This is a genomic window from Wolinella succinogenes DSM 1740 (assembly GCF_000196135.1).
Taxonomy (GTDB): domain Bacteria; phylum Campylobacterota; class Campylobacteria; order Campylobacterales; family Helicobacteraceae; genus Wolinella; species Wolinella succinogenes.
Genome location: NC_005090.1, coordinates 609138 through 635759, shown reverse-complemented (window position 1 = coordinate 635759; position 26622 = coordinate 609138). Strand labels below are relative to the sequence as shown.

Below are 26622 nucleotides of genomic sequence, written 5' to 3'. Positions count from 1 at the left end.
TTAAAATTCAATATAAAATTTGCCCTAGGATTCTCTCCCTCGCTCCTCCGCCGTCTCTACTAGAAGCTTCGCATAGGCTAGCGCCTTGTCGATATGGTCAAAGACTCGTTCTTCACCCAGCGCCTCAATAAAGCCAAAGCGATTGAGTGCCCCATAGAGCCTATCGCTCACGCCTGAGAGAAGAAGGATCGTCCCGCGCTTTTCACAGCTCTCTTGAAACTCCCAAAGAGCGTGCATTCCTGTTGCGTCAATCACGGGCACACGGCGCATCCGCAGGATAAAAACCTTGGGCGTCTCCTCAATCACATCCAGCACTCCTTTGAGCCTATCGGCGACCCCAAAAAAGAAAGGGCCATTAATCTCATAGATCTCCACGCCCAAAGGAACGACCTTTTTGGAGGTGGCATCAGGGTCATCCATCCCCTCTAATCCATCTCCGCTCCACTCCTCATCCAAGCGGCGCTCTTTAATTTCGGTGACCTCAGAGATTCGCTTGATGAAAAGAATTGCCGCCAGCACCACGCCCACCTGCACCGCCACCGTCAAATCCACGAGCACCGTCAATAAAAAGGTGGACAAAAGCACCGCCACATCACTTCTAGGAGCCTTTAGCAATCCTCTAAAGTGCTCTATCTCGCTCATATTCCACGCCACCACGATCAAAATCCCCGCTAGAGTCGCTAGAGGAATCTTCACAATCAAGCTCGCTAAGAAAAACATAAAAAGCCAGACAAAGATTCCATGCAAAATTCCCGCTAGCGGGCTCTTCGCTCCTGATTTAATGCTTGTGGCCGTCCTAGCGATCGCCCCTGTAGCGGGAATCCCGCCAAAAAAGACCGAGCCGAGATTGGCGATTCCTTGACCAATCAGCTCGGTGTTAGAGCGGTGGCGATAGCCCGTCATTCCATCCGCCACCACCGCACAAAGAAGCGATTCAATAGCCGCAAGAAGCGCGATGGTGAGTGCATCAGGCACAAGCGCCTTGGCCTGCTCAAAACTCCATGCAGGGAGGCTTGGCGTGGGCAAGGTCGAGGGAATCATCCCAAAGCGCGATTCGATGGTCTCGATAGGAAGATGGAGCATTTGCACCGCCACTGCCCCAAAAATCACCGCCACGATAGGTCCTGGAATCTTCGGAGCAAAACGCTTGCATCCGATGATAAGAAGGATAGAGACCCCTCCTACAGCCAAACTCTCTAGGCTCACATTGCCTATCTCTTTGGCATAAAGCGCCCATTTCTGCAAGAAATCACTCGGCAACACCCCTAGGGGCAATCCCAAAAAATCCTTGATTTGCGAAGTGAAGATGATGAGCGCAATCCCTGAAGTGAACCCAGTGATGACGGGATAGGGAATATATTTGATGATCGCCCCAAAGCGAAAAAAGCCCATAAGAATCAAAAAAAATCCCGCCATGAGCGTTGCTAGCGCCAACCCTTCATAGCCATGCCTCATCACAATATCATAGATGATGACGACAAAGGCTCCTGTGGGTCCTCCAATTTGCACTCGACTCCCGCCAAAAAGCGAGACAAGAATCCCCGCCACAATCGCCGTGTAGAGTCCTCGCTGAGGCTCTACACCACTGGCAATCGCAAAAGCCATCGCCAAAGGGAGTGCCACAATCGCCACTGTGAGACCTGCAAAGAGGTCAGGCATAAAATGGGCTCTAGGGTAGCCCTCTTTCCATACAATCCAACTCTTGGGCACAAATTCGCCCCAAAAACTTCTCATCTCTAATGCTCTCTTTCTTTTTGAAACTACTTCTCTAAAAGGGCATTATACTCCTAAAAAAGTTTCAACGGCTTACCCATAATTTTAGACCCAAAAAAATCATCGCTCCCCCTAGAAGTCGCTCGATCCAACCCCCAAAGCGTCCCAGCATCCTCCGCACTTTCGTGTGCGAAATTCCATAAACAAGAAGCGAAAACCATCCCATTTGTAGCCCCATGATCCAGACTCCATACCCTAGCCACCACGAAAGAGGCATGCAAGGAGAAAGCACCACGGTAAAGAGCGAAAGGAAGTAGAGAGGGGCTTTGGGGTTAAAGAGGTTGCAGCCAAAGCCAAGCGCGACACTCTTCCACGGCTTGGGCTTGCTTGCACTCTCCGCCACGCCATGCTCAAAGTTCACCGAGCGCGCCCTCACGCCTTTGATTCCCAAATAGATCAAATAGCCGCCCCCTAAATAGCGAATCGCGCTCATGATTCCTTCTGAAGCCGCAATCAACGCGGCCAATCCCAAGAGGGAGTAGAGAAGATGGACAGAGAGTCCCAGCGTGATTCCAAACGAACACCATAGGCCACTCCCTCTCCCATAGCGCAACGTGTGGCGCGTGGCAAAGAGAAAATCGGGGCCTGGCGAAGCGGCTGCAAGGAGGTGAATCGCCCCGATGAGCCACCATCCTTGCCAAAATTCACTCACGATTCCTCCTTGTGCAAGATTCCACCCTCTAAGCGATAGATAGAGGCGCCAAGAGAGCGAGGGAGTGATAAGTCATGAGTGATGATGACCCAAGGCGCGAGGCTTGTCGCAAGAATCTCTTCGACTCTCGCTTGATGCACTTCATCCATCTCATTGGTCGGCTCATCCAAAAGCCACAAATCATAATCCCCCGCCAACACTCCTGCTAGCGCGACCAATCGCCTCTCTCCACCCGAGAGGTGGTAGAGCGAACGCTCCGCTAAAGAGCCAATCCCTAGCCTCTCTAGCTCCACTTTGGCTCTCTCTAGCGCCCCATTACGACTCTCCCCTTGGGCAAAAAGCGAAAAAGCGACATCCTCTAGCACCGTGGGGGCGATGAATTGATCTTTGGAATCTTGAAAAAGATAGCCGATTTTTAGCCCCTCTTTGGAGCCTCTTTGCCCTGCTGTAGGCTCTAGTAATCCTGCAAGGATTTTTAATAGGGTGCTTTTACCACTCCCATTATTCCCTAGAATCGCCAAGCGATCCTTGGGGGCGATTCCTAGGGAGAGGTTTTGAAAAAGAGGAGGAGAATCAGGAAGAGAAAAAGCAATCCGTTCTAAAGAGACCAACATAAAAGAGTCCACCCCGCCATCCAAATCACCATCGAAGATAGGAGTAGAATCTTATCCAAAAAGGAGGCCAAGGAGGAGGAAGAGAGCAAAATTTCCCCTTGATAGCCCCGTGCACGCAGCGTGAGCACGAGGTTGTCACTCTCCTCAAACGCTTTAGAGAGCAGGCTTCCTAGCAGATAGCCAAACCCTTTATAGGTCGCTTGATTGCTCCCTAGTCTCACCCCTCGCGCCCTAAGCCTCTCTCTCCACCCTGCAATCTCCACAATGAAGCTCTCCACAAAGCGCACACAGAAGAAGGTAAGAGAGACCAGCTTAGCAGGGAATCTCAACTCCGCCATCGCCCGCACCGCCTCAAAGCGATCCCTCTCTCCAAAAAGAGCAAGCGTGAAGAGGAGAATAAGATTACTACGAAAGAGCATGACAAGAATTTTCTCCATCCCCTCATTGGCCAAAAAGAGCGAGAGTGCCAAAAGCGCCAAAAAGAGATTGAGCTTGAGCCAGCGCACTCCAAGCCTCCACCATCCAGACCTCATCCCCGCTAGGGCTAACACCAAAGGCAACCCATCCCAAAGATAAAAACTCTCCCTAGGCGCCAAAGAAAGGGCGTAGAAAAAAAGAGCGAGAAGTCGCAGGGAAGAGGAGTTCACCGCCTCCCCCGATAAACCCACCAAAGCGCCCCAAAAAAGAGAAGCAAAAGAGCCATCCCCTGGGCGATTCCCCCCAAAGAGACCTCCGCCTCGGGTCGCACTAGCACCAAAGGCGCGCCCAAAACCCCTTCGCGCTCTTGGGCTTCTTGGGGAGGGGGAGCATAGCTAAAGGTGACGCTCTTTTGATGTCCCGCCCCTCCATTGACGATCAACTCTAGCGCTCCGCTAGAGAGAGGAGTGAGCCGCGCATAGCCCAAAGCGTCCGTGAGAAGCTCACGCTCAATCATGCCTTGGGCATTCTTGAGCACCACTTGACACTCCATACAAGGCGAATCTTTTTTGAAATAGGCCCAAACCACCAGCTCCGCGCCCTCCTCTTCCACCAGCACATTGAGCCGATGCCCCCACGCCAAAGAGACGCCCAAAAGCAAAAACCAAAGGGCAACCCTCATCGCGCCATCCTCTCTAAAAGTGTGGGGCGGTAGCGCTCCAAAAAGGAGAGGGCCAAGTAGGTGATGAACCCCTCTATGCCCATTAAAGGAATATTGAGAGCAAACACTGCCAAAGCCGCACTTTTAAACCCTTCACCCTCGATATAAAGCACCAAGGAGAGAAGAATCGAAGAGAGGAGAATCGAAGTAAACCCAACTAAAAAATAGCCCAAGCTTCGCCTTGTATAGAGCCTAGTGTAGAGAAAAATAGTTCTAGCCAAAAGAGCGGGAAGCGCCATAATGGAGAGATTCACCCCAAGAACCCCCAAGCCTCCATAGCCAAAGAGAATCGCCTGCAAAAAGAGCGCCACCAAAAGCGCCAAAAAAGCCTCTAGTCCAATCATTGCACCAATGATTCCGCTGAGCACCAGATGAATATTGGTCACGCCAAAGGGGATATGAATAAAGGAGCCGACAAAAAAGAGGGCCGACATAGAAGCCACTAGAGGAATCTTTTGGGCTTCAAGCGTTTTGAGAGCGTAAACCACAAAAGGGGCGCTAAGCGCCCAGCCCCCCACTAGTAAGGGGGCGCTGAGGACACCTTCGGAGATATGCACTATTTTAGCTCGTAGGCTTTCACCCAGATAACCGCTCCAAGCTCCACGGGATACTCTTTGCCGTCGCTATGCTTAAGCTTGACATCATCTTCTAAAAGCGCACTAAATCCCCACCATCCCGCTACAGGCATCGCATAGGTGAAGATTCCGTTTTTGTCTGCCTTGACCACTTGAGTGATGTGTGATTCGCTAGGGGCTTTGTAGCCTTTGGTGTTATAGAGCTCCACCTCGACCTCGGCTCCTGCCACAGGTTTGCCTTTAAAGAGCACCTGCCCTTGGAACAGATTTCCCGCATAAAGACCATAGGGGCGAGCCAAAGGAACAATCTCTGCCTTCATCCCAAGAGGTTTATCCCATCCCTCATCCGCCCCAAAGGCATCCACGGTGACCTGCGTGAGGTGCTTGATAAACTTCTTTTCCGCAGGCTCAAAATAGGGCATAGGCTCCACGTAGAATCGGTAGGTTCCTGCCTCTTTGATCTCAAGCTCTGTACTAAAGCCCCCTTTGCCTTCGAAGCTCTTAGGAGCGAGTTTCTCTAATAGGGAGTGCTTTTTGCCCTCTAGAACATAGCCAAAAGCCTGAGGCTTTTTCATCTCCATGTAGCTCTGTTCAAAGGGATGAGCAAACATCACCTCCACTCCAAGTTTGCCCTTGCCCTCCTCAAGAATGTCACTAGAGGGAATCACCATTTGAAAATGCGCCCAAAGAGGAACACTCCCGAGCATCGCCCATACCGCTACCTTGGCTTTCCAATTCATACCCCATCTCCTTGTTCTTATTTGTGTGATGAATAGTATGTTAGTAATACTTTCCTTGTGGCAGGATAAAAGCCAAAGTCAAATCTTAAATCGCCTAAAGCTCTCGATCGTTTGGTGATTAATCTGCGTCAGTTCTTCAAGCCCTGAGGCGATTCTCTGTGCGTGAGTGGTGGTCTCTTGAGCCTTTTGAGAGATTTGAGTCGAATGCTCCAAAGCCTCCGCCATGCTTAGTGTGATCTGTTGCGATTCTCCTTTGTAGGCCTCCATCTGCCTACCCGCTCCTCTCATCGCCTCAGACGATTCGGAGACGACCCGCCTCACCTCACTCGCCGCTTGCGAAAGCCTGAGAATCTCTTGAGCGCTTTTGGTCGTCAAGGCACTTTGGTGAGTGATTGCACCTGTGACACTTTGGATGGTGCTATTGATCTCGCCTAGTGTTTTTTGTGTGTGTTCGGCGAGCTTTCTCACCTCATCCGCTACGACTGCAAAGCCTCTCCCATGTTCGCCTGCCCTAGCCGCCTCAATCGCGGCATTGAGCGCTAGAAGATTGGTCTGATCAGCAATATCTCCGATGGCTGAGAGCAACCCCACCGTTCGTGAAATTTCGCTAGAGAGCTGATCAAGGCTTTTAGCCAGCTCGCGTTCTCTCTCCGCCCCTTGGGCACTCTGCTCAGCAAGACTCGCGATGGAATCTTCGCTTTGGGATAGTTTCTCGTTGGCCATCGTGAACTCTCCCACGACCCCCTCCATGGAGCGAATCGACCTTTGCGCCAATCCATCCACATACTTCATGGCCAAAGAAGAGGCAGTGGCCGATTCGAGCTCCTCTTTGGCATAAACCACAATCTCGCCCGAAGCCTGATTGAGATGGGTGGCCTTTTCGCTACTTCGAGAGAGAAACTCTTGGCTCTGCCTCAAAGTCTCTGTCATGGAGAGAAGCAGGTGATTGATGTCTTGGGCAATCTGATTTGCCTCATCCGTGGAATCGATCTTGATTGAAGAGGCGAGATTCTTTTCTCGAGTGATCTCATTGATGAACTGGCTGATTCGCTCAAAGTTTTTCGCGATCATCTTCCCCGCCAGCATCGCTGCGATCATCGCAACCGCTACGATCATCACCCCCATCCCAAGCGCTTTGAAAAGAATCGAACGCAAAGCCGCTTCAACCATATCCACCTGAATATCACATCCCACCATGTAGCGTTTTCCCTGGGGGCTCTTTTTGACCACTAGATAAGAGAGAAAATTCCCATAAGAATCCTCTGTTTCCTCATAAAAACTTCCTTCTTCTTTGAATCCAGCCCGTACTTTGTCGCTCGCCTCATAGAGTTTATAGAACTCATCCCACTCTTTTTGCTCAAGCTCTTCAGGGGTCGCGCTAGAGATTTGAGTGCGAATCTCCTCCCCCTCTTTGACCATAAGATAAACATAGGAGAATCCGCTCTCATTGGCATACTGGCTGAGTCGCCTCACCCATGCCTCATGCTCTAATTCACTAGGAGGATTCTCTTTCGTGTAGCGATCGACAAAATCTTGCTGCAAAATCGCATTCGCCGCCTCAGCGCCAAGACGCAACTTAAATCGTGTCTCCTCAAGAAAAGTCTCTTTTTGTGTGTGGTAGATAAAGAAGACATAAAATAGAGTTGAGATCAAAACAAAGAGTGCCGTAGCAAGAGTGATCTTGCGAGATATCGTCAGCTTCATAGGGTTTCCTAGGGTGTTTAGATTCTAAAAAAAGATTAACATGCCTAGTATAAAAATAAGAGTCGATTCTAAAAAGATAATCAAAGAATAGATTAAAAAGTGAAAAAGTGAAACGACTCTACTTCTTGATTTCTTTGTGCTGGCCAGCCCATCTGGCGCTTCAACTTCTTGAGCCGACCTTCCAAACGCTGATAAGCAGCACTAAAAGCATGATTCTTTTTGAATCTGTCCCGATTCTAAAGGGTGAGATAAAGCAATAGACCTAGAGAAATAGGATAAAAAATCAAGAGAAGTGAATGGTTTGGTGGTATAGATTTAGCGGATAGAAAGCGTTTGGATATTTTCAATATAGAAGGCTAAGAAGCTCGGTGGTGCGGGAAAGAGGACTTGAACCTCCACGCCGTGAGGCGCCAGATCCTAAGTCTGGTGCGTCTGCCAATTTCGCCATTCCCGCATGAAAAAGAAGTGTGATTGTACCGACTGAAACCTTAAAAGACAATGTAATAGTTCCAATGAGCCCTTAAGTGCGTCAGAGGCGGAATTCTATACGAAGAATCCTTTAAAAATCTTAAACAAACTCCACTAAATCAAGATGAACAAATGTTCATTTTTCATTCATCACTCTAACATTTCTCTTTTCTAAAATCTCCCCAAACTATGTCCAAAAGGATTTTTTCATGCTCCTTCGCCCCTCGCTTAGCTCAGGAAAACTGCTCATTCTCTCCACTCTCTTATTTGTCGCTTTAGCCAACACTCGCCTCTATTCACACCTCTTTGCTTTTGCAAAGGAGGGCATGAATCCTCTTTTTTTTACTTCCCTCCCCCTAGTACACGCCTCTCTTCTTTTTTTGATCTTGCTCCCCTTCTCTTCTAGATTCACCCTCAAACCTTTCTTGAGTATTGCCATTGGAATAGCCGCATTGAGCTCTTATTTCATGAATCGCTATGGAACTGTCATTAGCCATGAAATGGTTCAAAATGTAATGCAAACCGATCGAGGTGAAGCTCTAGAACTTATCAATACTGACCTTCTTCTACATCTCTTCGTTTGGGTAGTATTCCCCTTGGCGCTACTTTGGTCGATTCGTCTCAAAAAAGAGAGTTGGAGCGAAGCCTTGTTTTTTCGCCTTAAGTGGCTTATAGGAATTATTTTCTTTCTACTTCTTGTCATCACAACATTGGGCAAAAGCTACTTCTCTTTTTTTCGAAATCATAGTGATTTTCGTCTCTACACCAATCCCACCTATCCTCTTTACTCCACACTCAAGTATTTCGCCCTACAGCACCAGCTCCCAACCCCTCAGACCATACAAGCCATAGGCATGGATGCTCATATGGCTAGCCACGAAGAGAAAAAACGACTGGTTCTCTTTATAGTTGGCGAAACGGCTAGAGCAGCAAATTTTTCATTGGGGGGTTACCTGAGAGAAACCAATCCCCTCCTAGCTAAACAAGAAGTGCTTTTTCTCCCGCAGTTCTACTCTTGTGGAACTGCCACTGCCATCTCGCTTCCCTGTCTCTTTTCTGATCTCACCCAAAGTCAATACTCCGATAAAAAGAGTCGCTATCGAGAAAATCTCTTAGATGTGTTGCAGCGAGCGGGTGTACGAATTATTTGGCATGGCAATAACTCAGGTTTTTGCAAAGGGGTTTGCAATCGAATTGCTGACACGCTCAACTATAGCGGAGAAGTATTTGATGAGAAACTTCTAGAAGGGCTTGACCAAAAGCTTGAAAAAAAATACCAAGATACCTTCATCGTCCTCCACCAAGAAGGAAGTCATGGCCCCACTTATTATAAGCGCTATCCCTCCGCTTTTGCTCACTTCACTCCTGCCTGCAATACAAGTGAACTCCAAAAATGTTCTCAAGAAGAATTGATTAATGTTTACGATAATACGATCCTCTATACAGACTTTCTTCTCTCTCGCTCCATTGAGTGGCTCAAGAATTATCAAGATCGTTATCAAGTGGCGCTCATCTATGTCTCTGACCATGGAGAATCGCTTGGAGAGAATGGGATTTATCTCCATGGACTCCCTTATACTATAGCTCCTGATGAGCAGAAACGCGTAGGGGCGCTGGCGTGGATAGGAAAAGATCTAGACTCTTATAAACAGGCACTCAAAAGTCGACAAAACGATCAATTAAGTCACGACTACCTCTTCTCAAGCCTACTTCACCTTGCCAATGTCGCCACAACTGTCTATAATCCTGATCTTGACTTTTTCCTGCCAAAGGATTAGAACGTGAAGCCCTCTTATCATCTTTTTAAAAATTCGGGATACGCCTTAAAAGGGCTTTTAAATTTATGGAAAAGCGAAGTCTCTTTTCGAATAGAAGCGGGAGTGGTCTGCTTTGGAATAGCACTTCTTGGTTATCTAGAGTTAGATTTTTGGAGCCGTTTAATTCTAGCTGGATCCCTTTGGCAAATTCTCATTGCTGAAGCAATTAACAGTTCCATTGAGAGGGTGGTTGATATGATCTCACCCCAATATCACCCCCAAGCAGGAATCGCCAAAGACGTGGGAAGCGCTATTGTCCTATTGACTATCGTTTTAACCCTAGGGATTTGGGCGTCCATTCTATGGAGGCATTTAGGGTGAAGATTTTGCTCGTTGAAGACGATTTGGACCTCTCCTTGGTTCTCAAAAAAGCTCTACAAAAAGAACTCTACACCATTGATATTGCCCCATGTCTAGCGGATGCTTCTCATCTCTTAACCCATTTTCGCTACGATCTTATTCTTCTTGACTTAATGCTTCCCGATGGCAATGGGATCACCTTTTGCCAAAAACTCCGAGCACGTGGAGAGGGAATCCCTCTGATTATACTCACAGCCAAAGACACGATTATGGATCGTGTCTTTGGCTTGGATAGTGGCGCAGATGACTATTTGGCCAAGCCCTTCTCACTGGCTGAACTCATGGCAAGAATTCGAGCCAGGCTACGCAATCCAATAACTCCAGAAAATCCTCTGGCATTAAAGATTGCCGATTTAGAAATAGACCAACGCACTAAAAAGGTAACCCGCGGAGGCAAGCTCATTCTCTTGACCCCCAAAGAGTATCGCCTCTTGGAATTTCTTGCTCTTAATCAAGACGCGACTCTCTCCGAAGAGATTATCAAAGAGGCTTTACTAGATTTTGAAGAACAAACCCTGAGCAATGTTATAAGCGTCTATATTTACCGCCTTAGGAACAAAATCGACAAAGATCATTCCGTTAAGTTAATTCACACTCTTCGAGGAATCGGTTATCGATTTGGATACCTTTGATGCCCAAGCTCTTTAGCCTTAAATCCAAACTCTGGATTGCCCACTCCCTTATTCATCTTCTCATGTTAATTCTTCTTGGGGCAGGACTCTACCTGCTTGTCAAAGAGAATTTTAGAAATGAAACCGAGGCCTTTCTTAAGGTGGTGGTCTTGGAGATCAAAGAGGATTATCACAAGCTCCACTCAGACTATTCGCGTCTCTCTTTGGATGAGGAGGAGGAGTTTGACTTCCCTCCTCTTTATATCCAAATTCTCAAAATTAATAAAAAAGGGCTCGAAAAAGAGATTCTTAAACAGAGCGGGGAGATCACTCCTTCTTATTTGCCCCCCTTGGAGAGATTTGAAACGTTCTTTCAAGGAGGAGTTGTTTTTGGAGAAGATGAGAAGTTTTTTCATGCCTTTTTGCTCCTTGAGGAAAAAGAAGATTTCTTAATAGTGGTTCAAGTGAGCACCACCAAACAACAAGGTGGCACGCTTTTAGAAAGCCTCTACTATGGGTTAGCTCTTTTGCTTCCCGCCACTCTCTTTTTGCTCATCCTTGCAAGCGGCTGGCTCATCGATCGATCATTCTCTCCTTTACACTCCCTGCTTGAGGAGATAAGCACACTAGACCCCAAACGACCCTCTTGGCGTCTTCGCCCTCAGCAACACAACAGTCTTGAGGTCGAGGAGCTAACCAATGCTTTCAATGCCCTTTTAGAGAGACTACAGGAGGCCTTTAACAGACTTTCTGAGTTTAGCTCTGACGTCTCACATGAGATCAAAACTCCCCTAAGCTCTCTAAGAATCGAGCTAGAAATGGCGGCTCACTCCAAAAATCCCTCCCCTCAAAAAGAAGCCTTCTGGGAGAGAAATCTAAAACGCATCGATCTTATTCAAAAAATCATTGAAAATCTTCTACTCCTCTCTCAAACAGATCGGAGCGACTTTGTCATGGAATCTCAAGATATCTACCTTGACGAGATCATATTCGAGAGTCTTTTGCTCCTTAAAAATCGCCTTCAAGAAAAGTCAATCTCTCTTAAGACTGAGCAAATCACCCCCATTACTCTCTATGGCAACCTTTTTTTACTTCAAATTGCCATCAAAAATCTCATTGAAAATGCCATCATTCACTCCCCTTTCAACGCTTCCATTCGAATCTCATTACAAAATCTACCCCAACAAATTTGTCTAGAGATTGAAGATGAGGGTAAAGGAATCCCTACAAAGGAGTATCCTAAGGTTTTTAAACGTTTCTATCGTGTCCAAAGCCATTCGAATGAGGGAAGCGGTTTGGGGCTAGCGATCGTGAAGCGTATCCTCGATCTCCATCAAGCTACTATTTTTTTGCAAGAGGGTCACAAAGGGGGTCTTAAGGTGATTTGCTACTTCAGCCACGCCCCATTAATCCAAAAATAACCCAGAACATACCCCCAAAGCACCATCAAGAGGAGAAGTTGAAGCCCCATGGAGATTCTCATGAGAGGTTTTGGATCCATCTCTTTGGCATAGAGACTCCTAAAGGCTGAAGCCACACCCAAAAAGCTCCCCGCAAAAAGGAGAAGATAGAGCAGATAGCCTATTCCGTAATACTCGAACTGGATTAAACAAAAAGGGCAAGTGTGCGTAGGAATTGCATAGATATAGGGAGAAAAAAAGTAGATGATCGCCCAAAGGGCGCTAGGCAAAAAAAAGAAGATTGGCCAAACCAAGAGCCTGACCCAACCCACCCCATAAGCCCCACCCATCACTCCAAAAAGCCCCAAAAAAGCATAAAGGCTCCGCTCACTCATCATCCCTTCGCCCAAAGCCCCCGCGCTCCCCGCGCTAAAAGTGCTAGAGCAGCAGCTCACCATACGCTGAGGCTCCAACCCCCAAAGAGCCACCACGCTCCATAGATACTCCACCGCCAAAGCCCCTAGCACCGCGAGATAGAAGAGGAATTTAAGCCTAAAGTAGGGCTGATCCTCTCTTTGGCGATCATCTTGATGCATCACCAACCACAAAGTGGCCAAAAGGAGAGTCAAAAGCTTCCATCCATAGAGCCACCATCCCTCCCAAAGGGCATTGACCACCCCCGTAGCACACATGGCTCCAATAAGCTGAGGCGCAAAAGAATCAAGCAGATAAGCATAGTAGAAAAAGAGTATCCACTTCACCCCCAAGATAAAGCGAATAATCGAAGAGGAGAGCTCTCCTAGGGCAAAGAGTCGATATTGTTTTGCATCAAAGCGATAAGCCTCATACCCCCTAGTAATCTTCCAAGCCCCATAGCCCGCCAAAAGAGCCAGCCCCATACTCACGCTCTCCACCGCCAAATAGGCGATTGAGCCACCACTTAGAATCAAACCAGCCTCCCCTCTAAAAGCTCAATCTGACGATCAAAAAAGCCCCCCTCTAAAAGCTCCCTATCATGCGAGGCCACCAGGAGTGTCCTCCCCTCTCCCTTGAGCTCTCCAAGCAATCTCAAAAACTCTTTTTTAAGGCTTGGATCCAAATTGGCAGTGGGCTCATCCGCTAAAAGAATCATGGGCTCATTCACCAGCGCCCTAGCAATCGCCACGCGTTGCTGCTCACCCCCAGAGAGATCTTTAGCGAGGCTAAAGGCCTTCTCTTTCATTAAGAATCGCTCCAAGATTCCAAAGACCCTGCGATCAAGCTCTCTAGAAGAGAGATTAAGGGGCACAAGAGCCAAAGCCACATTCTCAAAGGCGCTCATATCGGGAATCAGGTGAAATTTCTGGAAAATAAACCCAATATGGAGCAACCGAAATCGCGTGGCAAAATGATCACTCATGAGCGAGAGGTGCTTACCTTGGATGCTTACCTCGCCATTACTAGGACGGGCAATTCCGCTGATGAGCGATAAAAGCGTGCTTTTTCCGCTGCCGCTTGGCCCTCTAAGCAAGCAGCTCTCTCCCTCTTTGATCTCCAAGGAGAGCTCAAAAATCCCGCGCTCTCCACTCCGATCCAAGAATCGCTTGCTCACCCTATCTAGAAGAATCATCGTATCACCTCACCCGCATCGCTCATAGCACTACGCCAAACGGGAATCATCACAGCGCTTAGATAGAGAAATGCCCCAAAAAGCCCATAGGTGAGAATCTCAAAAAATCCCGCGCCAAGCCTTGGGGAGAAAGGGAGCGCTAAATCAGAAGAGCTGATAAATATCTGACTGAGATAGGGAGAACCCAGCCCATAGACAAAAAAGTAGGCTCCTAAAAGCCCTAAAAAGAGCGCCAGGAGAATCAGCCATCCATGCTCTAAAAATTTCAGCGTCATCACCTCTCCCACGCTCCAGCCAATCGCCTTTTGGAGTGAAATCTCTCTCCTCTCCTCCTCACTTATTCCGCTCGCCTTCTCATAAATCACAATACCTATCGCCAAAAAAACCGTGATAAAAAGCGCCAAAAAGAGCCCACTTTTATAGCCAATGAGCGACTCATAGGCAAGTGTGATCTGCTCTTTGGTGAGAATCTTACTATCGGGGTAGCGTTCTATCAATTTGCTGGCAATCGTAGCGACCTCTTTAGGATTGGAGACTTTTAGCACAATATCAGTGACCCTTCCCTCCTCCATACCCAAAATAGCACGCGCCTCCTCTTTGGGAAGAAGGATAAAATCATAAAGCCCCACCTCCTCCAAAACAAGGCCAAGCTTGAGGCGCCAAAGCTCTCCCCCCGGAGAAACAAAGGCGAGACTAGAGGGCGAGAAGCTCTTCTCCATCGCACGCTTCACCCCAAGTCCCACATGCATCACCCCTGATTCTTGGGGCAAAATCTCTAAAAACTCTTCGGGCAAGCGGTGATTCTCCTCGCTTCCATAATAAGGATCGATTCCAAGAAGAGTGAAATTCGCCCCTCCATTTTGAAGTCCTGCGTGAGGAAAAAAGTAGTAACCCCAAATGCGCCCAATCGCCCATTCCACTCCCTCAATCTCCAAAAGCTCATCCACGCGACCCTCTTCTATCGTCTCTAGCCTCCCGCCCACCATGCGTTGCATCGTGATATCAGGCAGTCGTCCAATCTGCTCCTTGTTGACTCTTTGGATAGAATCGGCGGTGAAAAGAATCGAAGAGGCCGTGAAAATCACGATCACCAGGGCGATTAAAAGCGAAAGATTCTTAAGCGCCCTCCGCCTCAAAGAGGCGATAGAGAGGGCGATAAGCGAAGGATTAAAACTCACGGATAGACCTTAGAAGCGGGATTAGGAAGGGCAAAAGGGGAGTAGACAAAGGAGCTAAAAAAAGGGTCGAGCGAGGCAGGATAGGTGGCATGCCCGCCCATCCTGTCGGCATAGGGAAAAAATCGTGTGTGAAGCGCGTCTGAAGCAAAGGCGCTCCCTTTGGGAAACAGCTCAGAACCTACCCCCCCTTTGAGCCGCGATTCTCCTGCTAAAGAATCTTGGGTGACAAAGGCGTGAAGAGAGGCTAAAAGCACCAAAAAGCCAAGCAGCCCCAAAACACGAAGCAAGATTCGCCACTCTCTCCTAACCCACACGCCAATCCCTCCTACTCCTCAATGACACAAATCTCTCTCTTGTAAATATGACGGAGCGTCTTCACGCTCACTCCCGCCACCAAGAGGGTGGCAAAGAGTAAAAAGAGCTCGCCAAGGTGCAAATAGACCGCCTCATGGCTTTTCTCATAAGCAACCAAAAGGGCGATGGTGAGCGCGGCCATGGGAAAGGTGAACGCCCACCAAGAGATAAAAAACTGAAGTTTCATAAAGTTCTTATACATAAAAAGCAGCAAAAAGGCAAAAAAGAGAGCAAGGTTGAGCAGAAACTGCGCAAAAAGATCAAAGCCCCCTCCCACTTTAAGATAAGCCAAAAACCCAACCGCAGGGGGTGCAATAAAGATAAAAAGGGTGGGCATGAATTTTTGAGGAAGCTGGTTGTGGAAGATAATACGATAAAAGACCACCGTGAAAAGCACCACCCAAAAAAAGATCCCAATGGCAAAATAGTAGCCCAAAAAGGTAGCGCTCGCCATCCCATCCCCCGCCACGGGCACAATGAGATTCCCCACAATAGGGATAAACCACGCGGGATTGCTGTGCGTGATCTCAAAGTTGTTGTTGATCCAAAAGCTCACCGTGTAAAAGGTCAAAAAGGTATGCACCCCCGCCCCTAACCAAAAAAGGGAACCCCCAAGAGAAGGAACGCCCCTCCAAAGAATCGCTAAAAGCAATAGCGCGATGGAGAAGGCGGCAAAAAAATTGATACGGATGGGGTGAGAAAACTCTTTTTTTGCTCCCGCCCGATGGGTTAAAAACTTCATGGCATATAGAGAGAAAACTACCAAAAACAGGAGCGAAGTGAGCGCTCTTAGTCCCTCAAAAACCAAAAGAGGAATCCCCAAAATCTCATGTGCTTTAAAATAGGCGACAGAAATCCCCCCAAAGCCCATCACGACTGCAAAGAACATGATGGGGAAATGGGCGATTCGACTCTCAGACTGAACAGAAGTGTGGTCCATAAATTCCCTTAATGGATGAGATCGATTCGAGGATAGACAAACACGCTATCTCTAAAGACGCTGATCTCCTCTTTTTTATCCAGCGCATAGGCATGGATTTTGATCGGCACGGGCGTGTCTTTGCGCCCATCCTCAGAGAGTCGCTCTTCGGTATAAAGCACTACCACTTTCTTCACCTTTTTACCGGGTTCTAGGGTAAAGGGCTCTTCAGGGCGTTTGATTTTGATTTTAGGATTATCCAAAATCTCAAAATAGTAGTCATGCGCCACTTTGTCAGTGTTTTGGAAGAGGAAAACATAAGAGTTTTCGACCATCCCCTGTTCTTTAATACTATACAGTTCAGTTGTTCGGTTAATGTTAAGCAGCATATGTTCTTTCTTGCCGCTCATCACCACCAAAGCGCCCATCACGATGACAAGAGCGACCATGTAGGCAATGGTTCGGAATCGGAAATAGCGCACCTTCTCTCGCGTCTCTACTGCCTGAGGCGAGGTCCAGCCAATGAGGCTCTCTTTGCCAAGTTTGCCCATCACTTTGGTGCAAGCATCTGCACACTCCAAACAGTTGATGCACTCTAGCTGCATCCCTTTACGAATATCAATGTGCGTGGGGCAGACCTTCACGCAAAGCTCGCACCCTGTGCACTCCGCGTTAGGAGTTTCGGGCTTCTTCCAAAGTTTGATTCCCTTGGGGTCAAACACTTTTCCGCCACGCTCATAGTCATAAACCGTCATGATGGTGTCATTATCGTAGAGCACCGACTGCACACGGCTATAGGGGCACATATAGACACAGAAATTCTCTTTAATAAAGATGATGTCAAAGACCATGACCGCCACCAATACCGCCAAAAAAGTGATCAAAATCGTGTGTTCAGCGGGATTAGAGAGATAAGTAAAAAAGTCCGCAGGGGGGATAAAATACCACAAGAAGTTGGAGGCCGCAACCACAGAGATTCCGATCCAGATGAGAAGCGCCGCCCCTTTTTTGAGTTTATTAATGGGCAAACTCATATCAGGCTCTTGCTGTTTATTGTCGATTCTCTTGCGAAGCCCTAGAAGTTTCGTCTCAATAACATCTCGATAGATCACTCGAAAGATGGTTTGAGGACAGCCCCAACCACACCATACGCGTCCTGCCAAGGTGGTAACAAAAAAGATTCCAAGGAAAAGCAGCATCAACAAAAAGGGCATCAAGTAGAGCTCTTGCATATCAAAAGCGACTCCAAGCAGGTGCAGCTGCTTTTTATCAAATGAGAGCAAAAAGAGCTGATTCCCATCGATTTGTATAAAGGGCAATCCCATCGCTACGAGCGTGATGAGGGCGAAAACCCAATAGCGCTTCTTGTAGTAGGGAGTCCCACTGCAAGAGGTTTCTTCACATGAACTTTGACTCATATTCTCTCCTTTTAGATTGGTTGGTTGGGCTCTAGAGAAATGGCAATCTCTTTGAGTTTGCGAGATTTGACATAATCCCCTAGTGAGCTTCGGCTGATTCCTAGCTTCCTAGCGATCTCACTCAGCGTCACCTTGGATTGCAGCAAACGAATGATCTCGATTCTTAATGGATCATACTTAGAGAGCGAGACACTCCCCTGAGGTCTCCCGCAGCGTCCTTTTTTATCTGCGGCGATATTGGTCTCTCGCATGGAATTGAGCAGCTCAATCACCACGCTTGCCTCGCTCTCTTTGGAGAGCCAAAGCTTGGGGCGCGTCAGATAGAGTCGCGCCTCCCTAGCAAAGAGGCACTTTAAAAGATGAATCACCTCACCCACTCGCTCGCTCAGCACCCAGAGGTCATAGGCAATCACAGGGCTTTTAAGCGGAAGCTTTTCAATATATTCAAGTAAAGAGGCGCGATGGGAGAGGGTTTTGGAGGGAGTGGAAAAGCAGGTGAATATCGAATCGATGAAATATCCCCCCTCCTTGGCGTATCGAGTGTTTTCTGATTCTTGCACGCTGAGGGGCTCATAGAAGGAGGCGGTGCGATAGAGGACGAAGACTCTCTTCTTGAAGTCGCTTTTTGGCATCAAAATCCACACTTATAGTTGAATTTATTGGATAAGAAAAATTATTTAAGGAAAGTTGGCGGAAACTATACTACTTTTGACGAAAAAAATCAAACATTTCTTCATTTGTTCGTTAAAATATTCTTTTACTTTTTGTCTCAGTTGGAGTTTAGTGATTCTTGGATATAATCCGCGCTTCTCCAAAAATATATTCAAAAAAGAAAAGGTGGTGATTTATAGATGCCAGGAGTCAAAGCTAGAGAGCAAGAGTCTTTTGAAGAAGCTTATCGAAAATTCAAAAAGCAGGCCGACCGAAACCTGATCGTGACGGAGTGCCGCGCTAGAAGATTTTTCGAGCCGATGACCGAGAAGCGAAAAAAGCAGAAGATCAACGCGCGCAAAAAGATGCTCAAAAGACTTTATATGCTACGCCGATACGAATCCAGACTATAAATACAGATGTGATCCTCAAGCCCTAGATGGGTCGAGGATCACTCCTCTCCTTAATCTTCCAAAAGCTCCTTTAAGATAAAATTTACCCTTCAACTTCTCTCTGTTTCAAGATGAGACCTCACCTTAAAATTTATAAATAAGGATTCTGTTTTATGAAATTCAGCGGAAAAAATGTCCTCATCACGGGCTCTAGCCGAGGAATCGGAGCCGATATTGCACGAGTTTTGGCCGAAATGGGCCTCAAAGTCTGGATCAATTACCGAAGCCAAAGCTCCCTAGCCGATGAGCTCAAAGCAGAGATTGAGGCCAAGGGGGGGCAAGCGGCAGTTATCTCTTTTGATGCCACCGATGAAGAGGCTTTCATCAGTGGAATTAAGACCATCATTGATGCTGATGGAGAGCTCGCTTACCTCGTCAACAACGCAGGAATCACCAACGACAAACTCGCCATTCGAATGAAGACCGAAGAGTTTCGCTCCGTGATTGAGGCCAACCTCACTTCGGCTTTTATCGGAAGCCGCGAAGCCCTTAAGAGCATGAGCAAGCAACGCTTTGGAAGCGTGGTTAATATCTCCTCTATCGTTGGAGAGAGGGGAAATGCAGGGCAGACCAACTACTCAGCCAGCAAAGGAGGCATGATCGCCATGACCAAATCCTTTGCCTTTGAGGGCGCTCCTAGAAATGTCCGATTCAACTGCGTCACCCCAGGATTCATCCAAACGGATATGACGCATGGGCTCAAAGAGGAGGTCAAAGAGGCCTACATCAAAAATATTCCTCTAGGGCGTTTTGGCGATTCTAAAGAGATCGCTCATGCCGTTGCCTATCTTTTGAGCGACTACTCCAGCTACATCACTGGCGAGATTCTCAAGGTTAATGGCGGTCTTTATATGTAGCTTTTTTGCCTCTTTGGTGAATACGTTTTAAGAAATTTTTGGTTACAATGGCGCAATTGCTCAATGAATTCAAAGGAGAAATAATTATGGCTATTTTTGATGATATTAAAGAAGTCGTGGTCGAACAGCTCAATGTCAACCCCGAAGAGGTGAAGGAAGAATCCAAGTTTGTTGAAGATTTGGGGGCTGACTCTTTGGATGTGGTTGAGCTTGTCATGGCTCTCGAAGAGAAGTTTAATATCGAGATTCCTGATGAGGAAGCCGAAAAAATCGCTACCGTGGGCGATGTGGTTCGATACATCGAAACCAACAAGTAACCCCTGCTCCCATTCTATCCTTCAGGGCAGAATCATCTCTGCTCTGAAAACTTCAAAGCCAAACAAAACCAAGGAGATTATGTGCGTAGAGTCGTCGTGACAGGCATCGGAATGATCAATGCACTAGGCAACAACAGAGGAGATTCTTTTAAGGCTATCGTTGAAGGAAAGTGCGGAATTAAAAGAATCTCTTGCTTTGACGTGGAAGATTTTCCCGTGAAAATCGCCGCGGAAATCACCGATTTTGACCCCAGTCTTGTCATGGATCCCAAGGAGGTCAAAAAAGCCGATCGATTCATTCAACTTGGCATCAAAGCTGCCAATGAAGCAATGCACGATTCGGGTCTTTTAGGGAGTGATCACCGCCTTCTCCCTGAGATTGATGGCGATCGATTTGGGATTAGCTCTGCTTCAGGAATCGGTGGGCTTCAAAACATCGAAAAAAACTCTGTCATCAACGCCGAACGCGGCCCCAAGAGAATCTCTCCTTTCTTCATTCCCTCTTCCTTGGTGAATATGCTAGGGGGGTTTGTCTCGATTGATTATGGCGTCAAAGGCCCCAACCTCTCAAGCGTCACAGCTTGCGCCGCAGGAACTCACGCCATCATCGAAGCGGCCAAAACCATCATGCTTGATGGTGCCGATCGAATGCTCGTGGTTGCCTCCGAAGCGGCTATTTGTGCTGTAGGGATCGGTGGCTTTGCCGCTATGAAAGCGCTAAGCGACCTCAACGATGAGCCGCTTAAAGCCTCTAGGCCTTTTGATGCAAATCGCAATGGTTTTGTCATGGGCGAAGGAGCCGCCTCCTTAGTGCTCGAAGAGTATGAAGCGGCCAAAAAGCGTGGAGCCACTATCTATGGCGAGCTCATCGGATTTGGTGAAAGCGGCGATGCCAACCACATCACCACCCCCGCTCCCGAGGGTGAAGGCGCGCTAAGAGCGATGAGGGCCGCCCTCAGGATGGCAAACACCTCCATTGATTATGTCAACGCTCATGGCACCAGCACCAAATACAACGATATGTATGAGACAATGGCTCTCAAAAGTGCTTTTGGTTCCAAAGAGGCCGTTCCCCCCGTGAGCTCTACCAAAGGTCAAACGGGTCACTGCCTTGGTGCAGCGGGCGCGATTGAGGCAGTCATCTCCCTTATGTCTATGCAAGAGGGAATTTTGCCCCCCACTATCAACTACGAGACCCCCGATCCTGATTGCGATCTAGATTACATCCCCAACACCGCTAGAGAGGCCAAACCCACCACGGTCATGAGCAACTCCTTTGGCTTTGGTGGAACCAACGGAGTCGTTATCTTTAAAAAACTCTAATCTTGTAAAGAAGGTCTATTTTGGCAACGTATCTAGATTTCGAACAAAAAATCAAGAATATTCAGGATGAGATTGAGTCCTCTATCGTTAAAGGCGATAGCCACGCCAAGGAGATCTTGGAGAGAGAGTTAAAAAAAGAGGTGGAGCGGGTCTACTCCAACCTCTCGGACTACCAAAAGCTTCAGCTTGCACGCCACCCTGATCGCCCCTATGCGATGGACTACATCAAGCTTATCCTCAAAGACGCTTATGAGATTCACGGGGATCGCCACTTTAGCGATGATGGTGCCATTGTTGCCTTTCTAGGATACATTGAAGGCGAGAAGGTGATCGTGATTGGCGAGGAGAAGGGTCGTGGCACCAAAAACAAACTGGCTCGAAACTTTGGGATGCCCAATCCCGAAGGCTATCGCAAAGCCCTGCGAATCGCCAAGCTCGCTGAACGATTTGAGATTCCCCTCTTAATGCTCATTGACACTCCTGGAGCCTATCCGGGAATTGGCGCAGAGGAGCGAGGTCAAAGCGAGGCGATTGCAAAGAATCTTCAAGAGTTTAGTCAGCTAAAAATCCCCACAGTCTCCGTGGTGATTGGCGAGGGGGGAAGCGGAGGGGCGCTTGCCATTGGCGTGGCGGATCGCTTGGCGATGATGCGCTACTCTGTCTTTAGTGTCATCTCGCCTGAGGGTTGCGCAGCGATTCTATGGAATGATCCAAGCAAGATTGAAAGTGCAACCAAAGCGATGAAGATCACTCCTGATGAGCTCAAAAAAGCCAATCTCATCGATGATATCATTGAAGAGCCAGAGATTGGAGCCCATCGAGATAAAGAGGGGGCGGCCAAGAGCCTTGTGAACTACTTCCTTAAGAGTCTTGAAGAGATCAGAGGAGAGGAGCACTATCTGCAGAAGCGATTTGATCGCCTTATGAGTTATGGTAGCTTCACCCAGAGCGCCTAAAAAGGCGTCTCTAGGTTTACCCAACACAAAAAATCTTTAATATCGATAGCGGAAGGCGACTCGAATATCAGAGGCTTTCTCGACCACGTCTGATCCCATACCCGCAGCATAGGCGGCTTTAGCTTCATCTATAGAGAGAGGCATTCCTTCATATCCAAAAAATGCGTTACTTCCCGTGTAATCATATTTGATCTGAGTGAATCGAAGATCCATAGTCAGAGTGTCTTTGCCAATAAGTGGCTGAATGTAATAGACCTCCCATGCGGTTCCTCTAGCGGCTAGCTTAGAGCCAATCACCGTATCTTCGCCATAGGTGACAGGTCTCCAATATTTGCTACCCTTGTTCCACTCCACTCCGATTCTTCCCTTTTCTGTGACCAGTGCAGGGACTTGAATACCCGCATACCAGGAATGACCCGTTTGACTCTCAGTCGAACCTAGCATGGTGTAGCCATTTTGGGGTTTGGTTTTGGTGAAAGCCCAGCTCACAAAAGCCTTGGTCTCATCCATGAAATCGCCCCAATCCTCGCCGATTCCATCCGCTCCTAGCGTGATCGCTCCTCCATTCCAGTCCCCTACGGATTTGAATTGAGGAGTTTTGTAGATCATGTCATAGTAATTGCTGCTGGTTGGAGCCATCATCCATGCCATATAAGCCCCTTGGTAGGCATTCATTCCCGCTTGGTCATACCCAATCATATCCTTCGCCCAAGCAAAGTTGGTGAGCACATGGTACTGACCATCATCATAGGGAACAAAGACAAAGCCATACATATCGACATGTTTGCTATCCTCTCGATTGTTTTGGGCGTAGTCGGTTCCGTCCATCGAGAATCGTTGCTTGGCGTTGGTGAGCCCTCGCCCTAGACAGATTTTGAAATACATTCCCGAAATGTCAGTGATCTTATCAAGGTCAAACTTGAAGCTCGCCCCATCAAACTCCACATTGATCAAATGGCTATTAGGAGAAGCGGCCTGGTCATTTTCTCGTAAATTCAAAGGATATCCGTTGACTGAAGGCCTTCGACCCACGCTCGCTGTGTAGGGAATCGTATCATTATCGTTTTTGTAGAGGAAATAGGCTTGCTTGACTTTGACCGTGTTGTCCGTCGCGTTTTCATTGGTCACCCAGTCAAAATTTGCATAGCCAGGCTGAGTGTTGCTTTGGGCGTGGTTGTCTGTGTCGCCAAAAGCTTTATTATAAGAGAGCTCACCAATGAAGGATAGATCGTCCGTGGGCGCATACTTCATCCCCAGAATCAAGCGATTGCTCATGAAGTCGTCATTCTTGGATTTCTTTCCACTGATGTGCTTGTATTCAATGCTATCAATCGTATATCGATAGTCAGCACTAAACTTCAAATTGTCCCCATAGGTTGCCTTCTTAATCGCGCTCAGCTCCCTCTGCATTCCATCAAAATTAGAGTTTTTGACCGTCGCCTTAAGCTCGTTTAACTCGGCTTTTAATGCTTCAATCTCTTTGGCTAGATCGACTTGTGCATCGGCTGCATACACCACCCCAGACGTCAACAGTGAGGCTAAAATTAGCGACACTTTTGTTCGACTACTTTTCAAAATGTACTCTCCTTGCTTTCTATTTCTTTTTCGAAAGAAAGGTATAATATATCGTTATGACTTATTTCAAATTTAATAAAAACAGGTAACACTCATAATTTAAGCCATTACTTTTTTTTATCTTATATAATCTATTTCCATACTAAACTACTGGAGGGTTCAATGCTGAAAAAAGTTCTTTTATCGCTCAGTGTAGCGGGGTTTGTCTCTTCTTCGCTTCTTGCTTCAAGTGGCGCGGGGGCTGGTGAAGTTGAAAAGATCATTAAGCAAAACAAGTTGCAAGTGGTGGATTACGATTATGTGCTTAAAAGAATCGGCGATGGCCGCATCGGTTCTGGTAAAGCTATCATCCTTGATGCTAGACCTGAGGTTCGCTACCAAGAGGGACGAATCCCCTCCTCTTACCCTATGCCCCATCCTATTCCTGCCAATATGAAGGATGAGTATCTTAAAGTCTTGAAAGATAAGCCTAAAGATGTAGAGATTATCACTTATTGCAGCGGTGTAGCATGCGAAAAGAGCCCTGACCTAGCCGTTGAACTCATTGGCATGGGATATAAGAATGTCAAAGTCTACACCCAAGGTATCCCTGAGTGGAAAAAACACTTCTACACAGATATCGGCGCCAAAACGGCCAAAGCTCTCTTTGATAAAGATGAGGCCCTCTTCATTGATGCAAGACCCCTAGGAAAATTCCGAGAATCAACCATTCCCGGTTCCATTGGTGTCTCTGATGGTAAATTCAAAGAGCTATGGGGACGACTCCCTATGGATCCCAATACCAAGGTGGTCGTATTCTGCGGTGGTTATGAGTGCGAGCTTTCCCACTCTGTAGCGGGTCACATGGTTGCCATGGGCTATAAAAATTTCATGACCTACTCTGGCGGAACTCCTGAGTGGAAAAAAGCAGGCTATCCCATGACTGGAGGCGCTGCTGCAGCTCCTGCCCCTAAACCAGCGGCTGCCAAAGAAGCTCCCAAAAACATGGGTCCCATCGTCCTTGGAGAGGATGAGGGAACGGTTGATACAGCGTGGTTTAACTCCATTCTTGGCAAAAAGCCTGAGAATGTCACGATTGTAGATATCCGAGGGCCTGCTGATCACGCCAAAGGAAAATTTGCTGGCTCTATCAATATTGAGAAAAAAGGCAAAAGCGCTCAAGAGTTTGTCGCTCTGCTTCCCAAAGACCAGTACATCATCCTCACATGCGCCACAGGAACACGATCACTTGAGGCTTGGCTTGAGATTTCAGGCGCAGGTCTACTAAAAGATAAAGTCTTCTATCTAGACGCGACCATCAAATGCGAGGGTGGTGCTTGCAAGGGCGAATAATCCCCTTGCCCTCCTCTTTAAAATAGACGGGAGTTTTCCCGTCTATTAGATTCTCTCCTCTTCGCACTTCTTCTTACCCATAAGCTCCCTCATCGACAAGTAGCTATTGAGCGCGCCCACGTAGGCCTTCGCTGTCGCTAGCATCGTGTCAATATGAAGACCATGACCAATAATAGCAGGTTTATTCTCCTCAAACTCGACCTTCACCACCACCTTCGCCAAGGCATCTTTTCCTTGCGTGACCGCTTCCACTTTGTAATCCTTGAGCTCTCCTTTGATCTGACTGATTCGATCGATGGTCTTAAAGAGGGCATCCACACTACCATTTCCAATCGCGGCGTCCACAATCTCTTCACTCCCTTCTTTTTTAAGAGTGATGGCTGCATAGGGTCGGCCCATCGAGCAATCGCTAAGCTGGATTCCCACAAGCTCATAAACCTTGGGAATATGCGAGGTCTCTTCCGCAAGAATCGCTCGAATGTCCTCATCATAAATCTCTTTTTTTTGATCGCAGAGCGCCTTAAACCGATCAAAAGCGGCGTTAAGTTCTTCATAGCTCACCTCAAAACCAAGCGCCTTGATCTTGTCTTTAAAGGCGTGACGTCCTGAGTGTTTCCCAAGCACAATACTCTCTTGCTCGCCTAGCCCAATATCGCTAGCGTGCATGATCTCATAGGTCTCTTTGTGCTTGAGCACGCCATCTTGATGGATTCCGCTCTCGTGTGCAAAAGCATTTTTGCCCACAATGGCCTTGTTGGGCTGGGGTCTGATTCCCGTGATATTGGCGACCAATTGACTGCTTGCGTATATCTCTTTGGTGTTGATTCTTGTATCAAGCCCCCCAAAGATATCTCTGCGAGTCTTAATCGCCATGACGATCTCCTCTAGCGCCGCATTTCCTGCTCGCTCACCCAAACCATTGACCGTGCACTCCACTTGCCTAGCTCCACTTTGAATGCAATAGAGAGAGTTGGCCACCGCTAGACCCAAGTCATTGTGGCAATGCACGGAGAGAATCGCTCGATTCCCCACAAATTCATGCAACTCTTTGATGATAGCCCCCATCTCATGAGGAAGTCGATACCCTACTGTATCGGGAATATTGAGCGTTCCTGCTCCTGCCTCAATGACTGCCGCTAGAATCTCCTTCAAAAATCCTACATCACTTCGCCCTGCATCTTCGCAGCTAAACTCTACATCCTCCATGAAACTTTTGGCATAGGCAATCGCCTCCACTGCCCTTTTGATCACTTCGCTTGGAGTCATACGAAGCTTATATTCCATATGAATGGGACTTGTCGCGATGAAGGTATGGATTCGCTTAAGCTTAGCAGGCGCCAAAGAATCAGCGGCGGCTTTGATATCCTTTTCAACGGCTCTAGCCAACGAGCAGATGGTGCTTTCGCTCACGGCTGAGGCGATTTTGGAGATTGCATCAAAATCCCCAGGGCTTGCCGCAGCAAAACCTGCTTCAATCACATCCACGCCTAGGCGCTCCAACTGCTTGGCGATTCGAATCTTCTCCTCGGTGTTCATCGAAGCTCCGGGGCTCTGCTCCCCATCTCTTAGGGTAGTGTCAAATATTTTAATCATTTCAGCGGACATGGTTATTCCTTTGGTTGGGTTTTTTGGATTAGAAAAAAGTTATAAAAAAGGGTAAAAATTAGAGGCTAAGCAGCAGCAGGGGGAGCAGGGAAAGTTCGATTTTGATATTAAAAGTGTTATCGATATAGGCAGGGTTGTCACAAGACGAGACTACAGAGGTCATGGCTGCTCCTTTAAATTTTGATAAATCAAGCCCCTCATGATACTTTCACAAAACTTAATCG

At 47.5% G+C, this 26622-nt stretch carries 27 protein-coding genes and 1 tRNA gene; 10 read left to right on the top strand and 18 right to left on the bottom strand.

All coding sequences use genetic code 11. The features are described from left to right. Positions 1-24 precede the first annotated feature (24 nt). The 9 genes from WS_RS03185 to WS_RS03145 form a co-directional block, all read right to left on the bottom strand. A complete protein-coding gene (locus WS_RS03185) occupies positions 25-1734 on the bottom strand; it encodes a SulP family inorganic anion transporter (RefSeq protein ID WP_011138582.1) in 1710 nt (569 codons plus the stop codon). A gap of 64 nt (positions 1735-1798) precedes the next feature. Then, positions 1799-2425, bottom strand: coding sequence for a LysE family translocator (locus WS_RS03180; protein WP_011138581.1), 627 nt, complete (start codon positions 2423-2425; stop codon positions 1799-1801). Continuing rightward, the gene (locus WS_RS03175; protein ID WP_148227222.1) at positions 2422-3051 is read right to left on the bottom strand and encodes an ABC transporter ATP-binding protein; all 630 of its coding nucleotides are present in this window, start codon (positions 3049-3051) and stop codon (positions 2422-2424) included. Before WS_RS03175 ends, WS_RS03180 begins: the two co-directional genes overlap by 4 nt. Further along, positions 3024-3686 (bottom strand): CbiQ family ECF transporter T component, encoded by a 663-nt coding sequence (locus WS_RS03170; RefSeq protein ID WP_011138579.1) that lies wholly within the window; start codon positions 3684-3686, stop codon positions 3024-3026. Before WS_RS03170 ends, WS_RS03175 begins: the two co-directional genes overlap by 28 nt. Further along, positions 3683-4138, bottom strand: a complete 456-nt coding sequence (locus WS_RS03165; protein WP_011138578.1) for a hypothetical protein — start codon at positions 4136-4138, stop codon at positions 3683-3685. Before WS_RS03165 ends, WS_RS03170 begins: the two co-directional genes overlap by 4 nt. After that, positions 4135-4734, bottom strand: coding sequence for a cobalt transporter CbiM (cbiM, locus tag WS_RS03160; protein ID WP_011138577.1), 600 nt, complete (start codon positions 4732-4734; stop codon positions 4135-4137). The genes WS_RS03165 and cbiM overlap by 4 nt, the downstream gene beginning before the upstream one ends. Further along, positions 4734-5492: a DUF4198 domain-containing protein gene (locus WS_RS03155; RefSeq protein WP_011138576.1), complete on the bottom strand. Its 759-nt coding sequence runs from the start codon at positions 5490-5492 to the stop codon at positions 4734-4736. The genes cbiM and WS_RS03155 overlap by 1 nt, the downstream gene beginning before the upstream one ends. A 78-nt stretch (positions 5493-5570) precedes the next feature. Further along, positions 5571-7196, bottom strand: coding sequence for a methyl-accepting chemotaxis protein (locus tag WS_RS03150; RefSeq protein WP_011138575.1), 1626 nt, complete (start codon positions 7194-7196; stop codon positions 5571-5573). A gap of 369 nt (positions 7197-7565) precedes the next feature. Then, a tRNA-Leu gene (locus WS_RS03145) sits at positions 7566-7650 on the bottom strand. Between the two features lie 223 nt (positions 7651-7873). On the opposite strand from WS_RS03145, the gene WS_RS03140 reads away from it, so the two are divergent. From WS_RS03140 to WS_RS03125, 4 genes are read left to right on the top strand one after another with little or no spacing between them, the layout of a single operon-like run. Further along, entirely contained in the window at positions 7874-9442 is a 1569-nt protein-coding gene (locus tag WS_RS03140) for a phosphoethanolamine transferase (protein ID WP_011138574.1), read from the top strand. Positions 9443-9445: 3 nt separating this feature from the next. Continuing rightward, a complete protein-coding gene (locus WS_RS03135) occupies positions 9446-9802 on the top strand; it encodes a diacylglycerol kinase (protein ID WP_011138573.1) in 357 nt (118 codons plus the stop codon). Further along, entirely contained in the window at positions 9799-10473 is a 675-nt protein-coding gene (locus tag WS_RS03130) for a response regulator transcription factor (RefSeq protein WP_011138572.1), read from the top strand. Before WS_RS03135 ends, WS_RS03130 begins: the two co-directional genes overlap by 4 nt. Beyond that, the gene (locus tag WS_RS03125; protein ID WP_041571718.1) at positions 10473-11873 is read left to right on the top strand and encodes a sensor histidine kinase; all 1401 of its coding nucleotides are present in this window, start codon (positions 10473-10475) and stop codon (positions 11871-11873) included. Before WS_RS03130 ends, WS_RS03125 begins: the two co-directional genes overlap by 1 nt. Here the strand turns inward: WS_RS03125 and WS_RS03120 are convergent. From WS_RS03120 to WS_RS03090, 7 genes are read right to left on the bottom strand one after another with little or no spacing between them, the layout of a single operon-like run. Then, the gene (locus WS_RS03120) at positions 11840-12802 is read right to left on the bottom strand and encodes a hypothetical protein (RefSeq protein ID WP_011138570.1); all 963 of its coding nucleotides are present in this window, start codon (positions 12800-12802) and stop codon (positions 11840-11842) included. The genes WS_RS03125 and WS_RS03120 overlap by 34 nt on opposite strands. Next, positions 12799-13461, bottom strand: a complete 663-nt coding sequence (locus tag WS_RS03115; RefSeq protein ID WP_011138569.1) for an ABC transporter ATP-binding protein — start codon at positions 13459-13461, stop codon at positions 12799-12801. Before WS_RS03115 ends, WS_RS03120 begins: the two co-directional genes overlap by 4 nt. After that, positions 13458-14639 carry an ABC transporter permease gene (locus WS_RS03110; RefSeq protein WP_011138568.1) on the bottom strand — a complete coding sequence of 394 codons (1182 nt, stop codon included), beginning with the start codon at positions 14637-14639 and terminating at the stop codon, positions 13458-13460. The genes WS_RS03115 and WS_RS03110 overlap by 4 nt, the downstream gene beginning before the upstream one ends. After that, a complete protein-coding gene (locus WS_RS03105; RefSeq protein ID WP_011138567.1) occupies positions 14636-14953 on the bottom strand; it encodes a hypothetical protein in 318 nt (105 codons plus the stop codon). Before WS_RS03105 ends, WS_RS03110 begins: the two co-directional genes overlap by 4 nt. 11 nt (positions 14954-14964) lie before the next feature. After that, positions 14965-15933, bottom strand: coding sequence for an SLAC1 anion channel family protein (locus tag WS_RS03100; protein ID WP_011138566.1), 969 nt, complete (start codon positions 15931-15933; stop codon positions 14965-14967). An 8-nt stretch (positions 15934-15941) separates the two neighbouring features. Then, positions 15942-17330 (bottom strand): cytochrome c oxidase accessory protein CcoG, encoded by a 1389-nt coding sequence (ccoG, locus tag WS_RS03095; RefSeq protein ID WP_011138565.1) that lies wholly within the window; start codon positions 17328-17330, stop codon positions 15942-15944. A gap of 11 nt (positions 17331-17341) precedes the next feature. Then, positions 17342-17962, bottom strand: coding sequence for a helix-turn-helix domain-containing protein (locus WS_RS03090; RefSeq protein WP_041571717.1), 621 nt, complete (start codon positions 17960-17962; stop codon positions 17342-17344). Positions 17963-18181: 219 nt separating this feature from the next. Here WS_RS03090 and rpsU point away from each other — a divergent pair, with 219 nt between their 5' ends. From rpsU to accA, 5 genes are all read left to right on the top strand, one after another. Next, the gene (gene rpsU / locus WS_RS03085; protein ID WP_011138563.1) at positions 18182-18394 is read left to right on the top strand and encodes a 30S ribosomal protein S21; all 213 of its coding nucleotides are present in this window, start codon (positions 18182-18184) and stop codon (positions 18392-18394) included. A gap of 152 nt (positions 18395-18546) precedes the next feature. Further along, a complete protein-coding gene (gene fabG, locus WS_RS03080; protein ID WP_011138562.1) occupies positions 18547-19290 on the top strand; it encodes a 3-oxoacyl-ACP reductase FabG in 744 nt (247 codons plus the stop codon). 86 nt (positions 19291-19376) lie between these two features. After that, on the top strand, positions 19377-19607 hold the full coding sequence (acpP, locus tag WS_RS03075; protein ID WP_011138561.1) for an acyl carrier protein: 231 nt from the start codon (positions 19377-19379) through the stop codon (positions 19605-19607). Between the two features lie 81 nt (positions 19608-19688). Continuing rightward, complete coding sequence (locus tag WS_RS03070; protein ID WP_011138560.1) at positions 19689-20930, top strand: beta-ketoacyl-ACP synthase II; 1242 nt, start codon at positions 19689-19691, stop codon at positions 20928-20930. Positions 20931-20950: 20 nt separating this feature from the next. Next, the gene (gene accA, locus WS_RS03065) at positions 20951-21886 is read left to right on the top strand and encodes an acetyl-CoA carboxylase carboxyl transferase subunit alpha (RefSeq protein ID WP_011138559.1); all 936 of its coding nucleotides are present in this window, start codon (positions 20951-20953) and stop codon (positions 21884-21886) included. A gap of 36 nt (positions 21887-21922) precedes the next feature. Here accA and WS_RS03060 read toward each other — a convergent pair whose 3' ends face one another. Beyond that, positions 21923-23461 carry a DUF3373 domain-containing protein gene (locus WS_RS03060; RefSeq protein WP_011138558.1) on the bottom strand — a complete coding sequence of 513 codons (1539 nt, stop codon included), beginning with the start codon at positions 23459-23461 and terminating at the stop codon, positions 21923-21925. A 162-nt stretch (positions 23462-23623) separates the two neighbouring features. Here WS_RS03060 and WS_RS03055 point away from each other — a divergent pair, with 162 nt between their 5' ends. Beyond that, the gene (locus tag WS_RS03055; RefSeq protein ID WP_011138557.1) at positions 23624-24793 is read left to right on the top strand and encodes a rhodanese-like domain-containing protein; all 1170 of its coding nucleotides are present in this window, start codon (positions 23624-23626) and stop codon (positions 24791-24793) included. A gap of 45 nt (positions 24794-24838) precedes the next feature. Here the strand turns inward: WS_RS03055 and WS_RS03050 are convergent, their stop codons facing one another. Then, positions 24839-26398, bottom strand: a complete 1560-nt coding sequence (locus tag WS_RS03050) for a 2-isopropylmalate synthase (RefSeq protein WP_011138555.1) — start codon at positions 26396-26398, stop codon at positions 24839-24841. Positions 26399-26622: the final 224 nt, after the last annotated feature.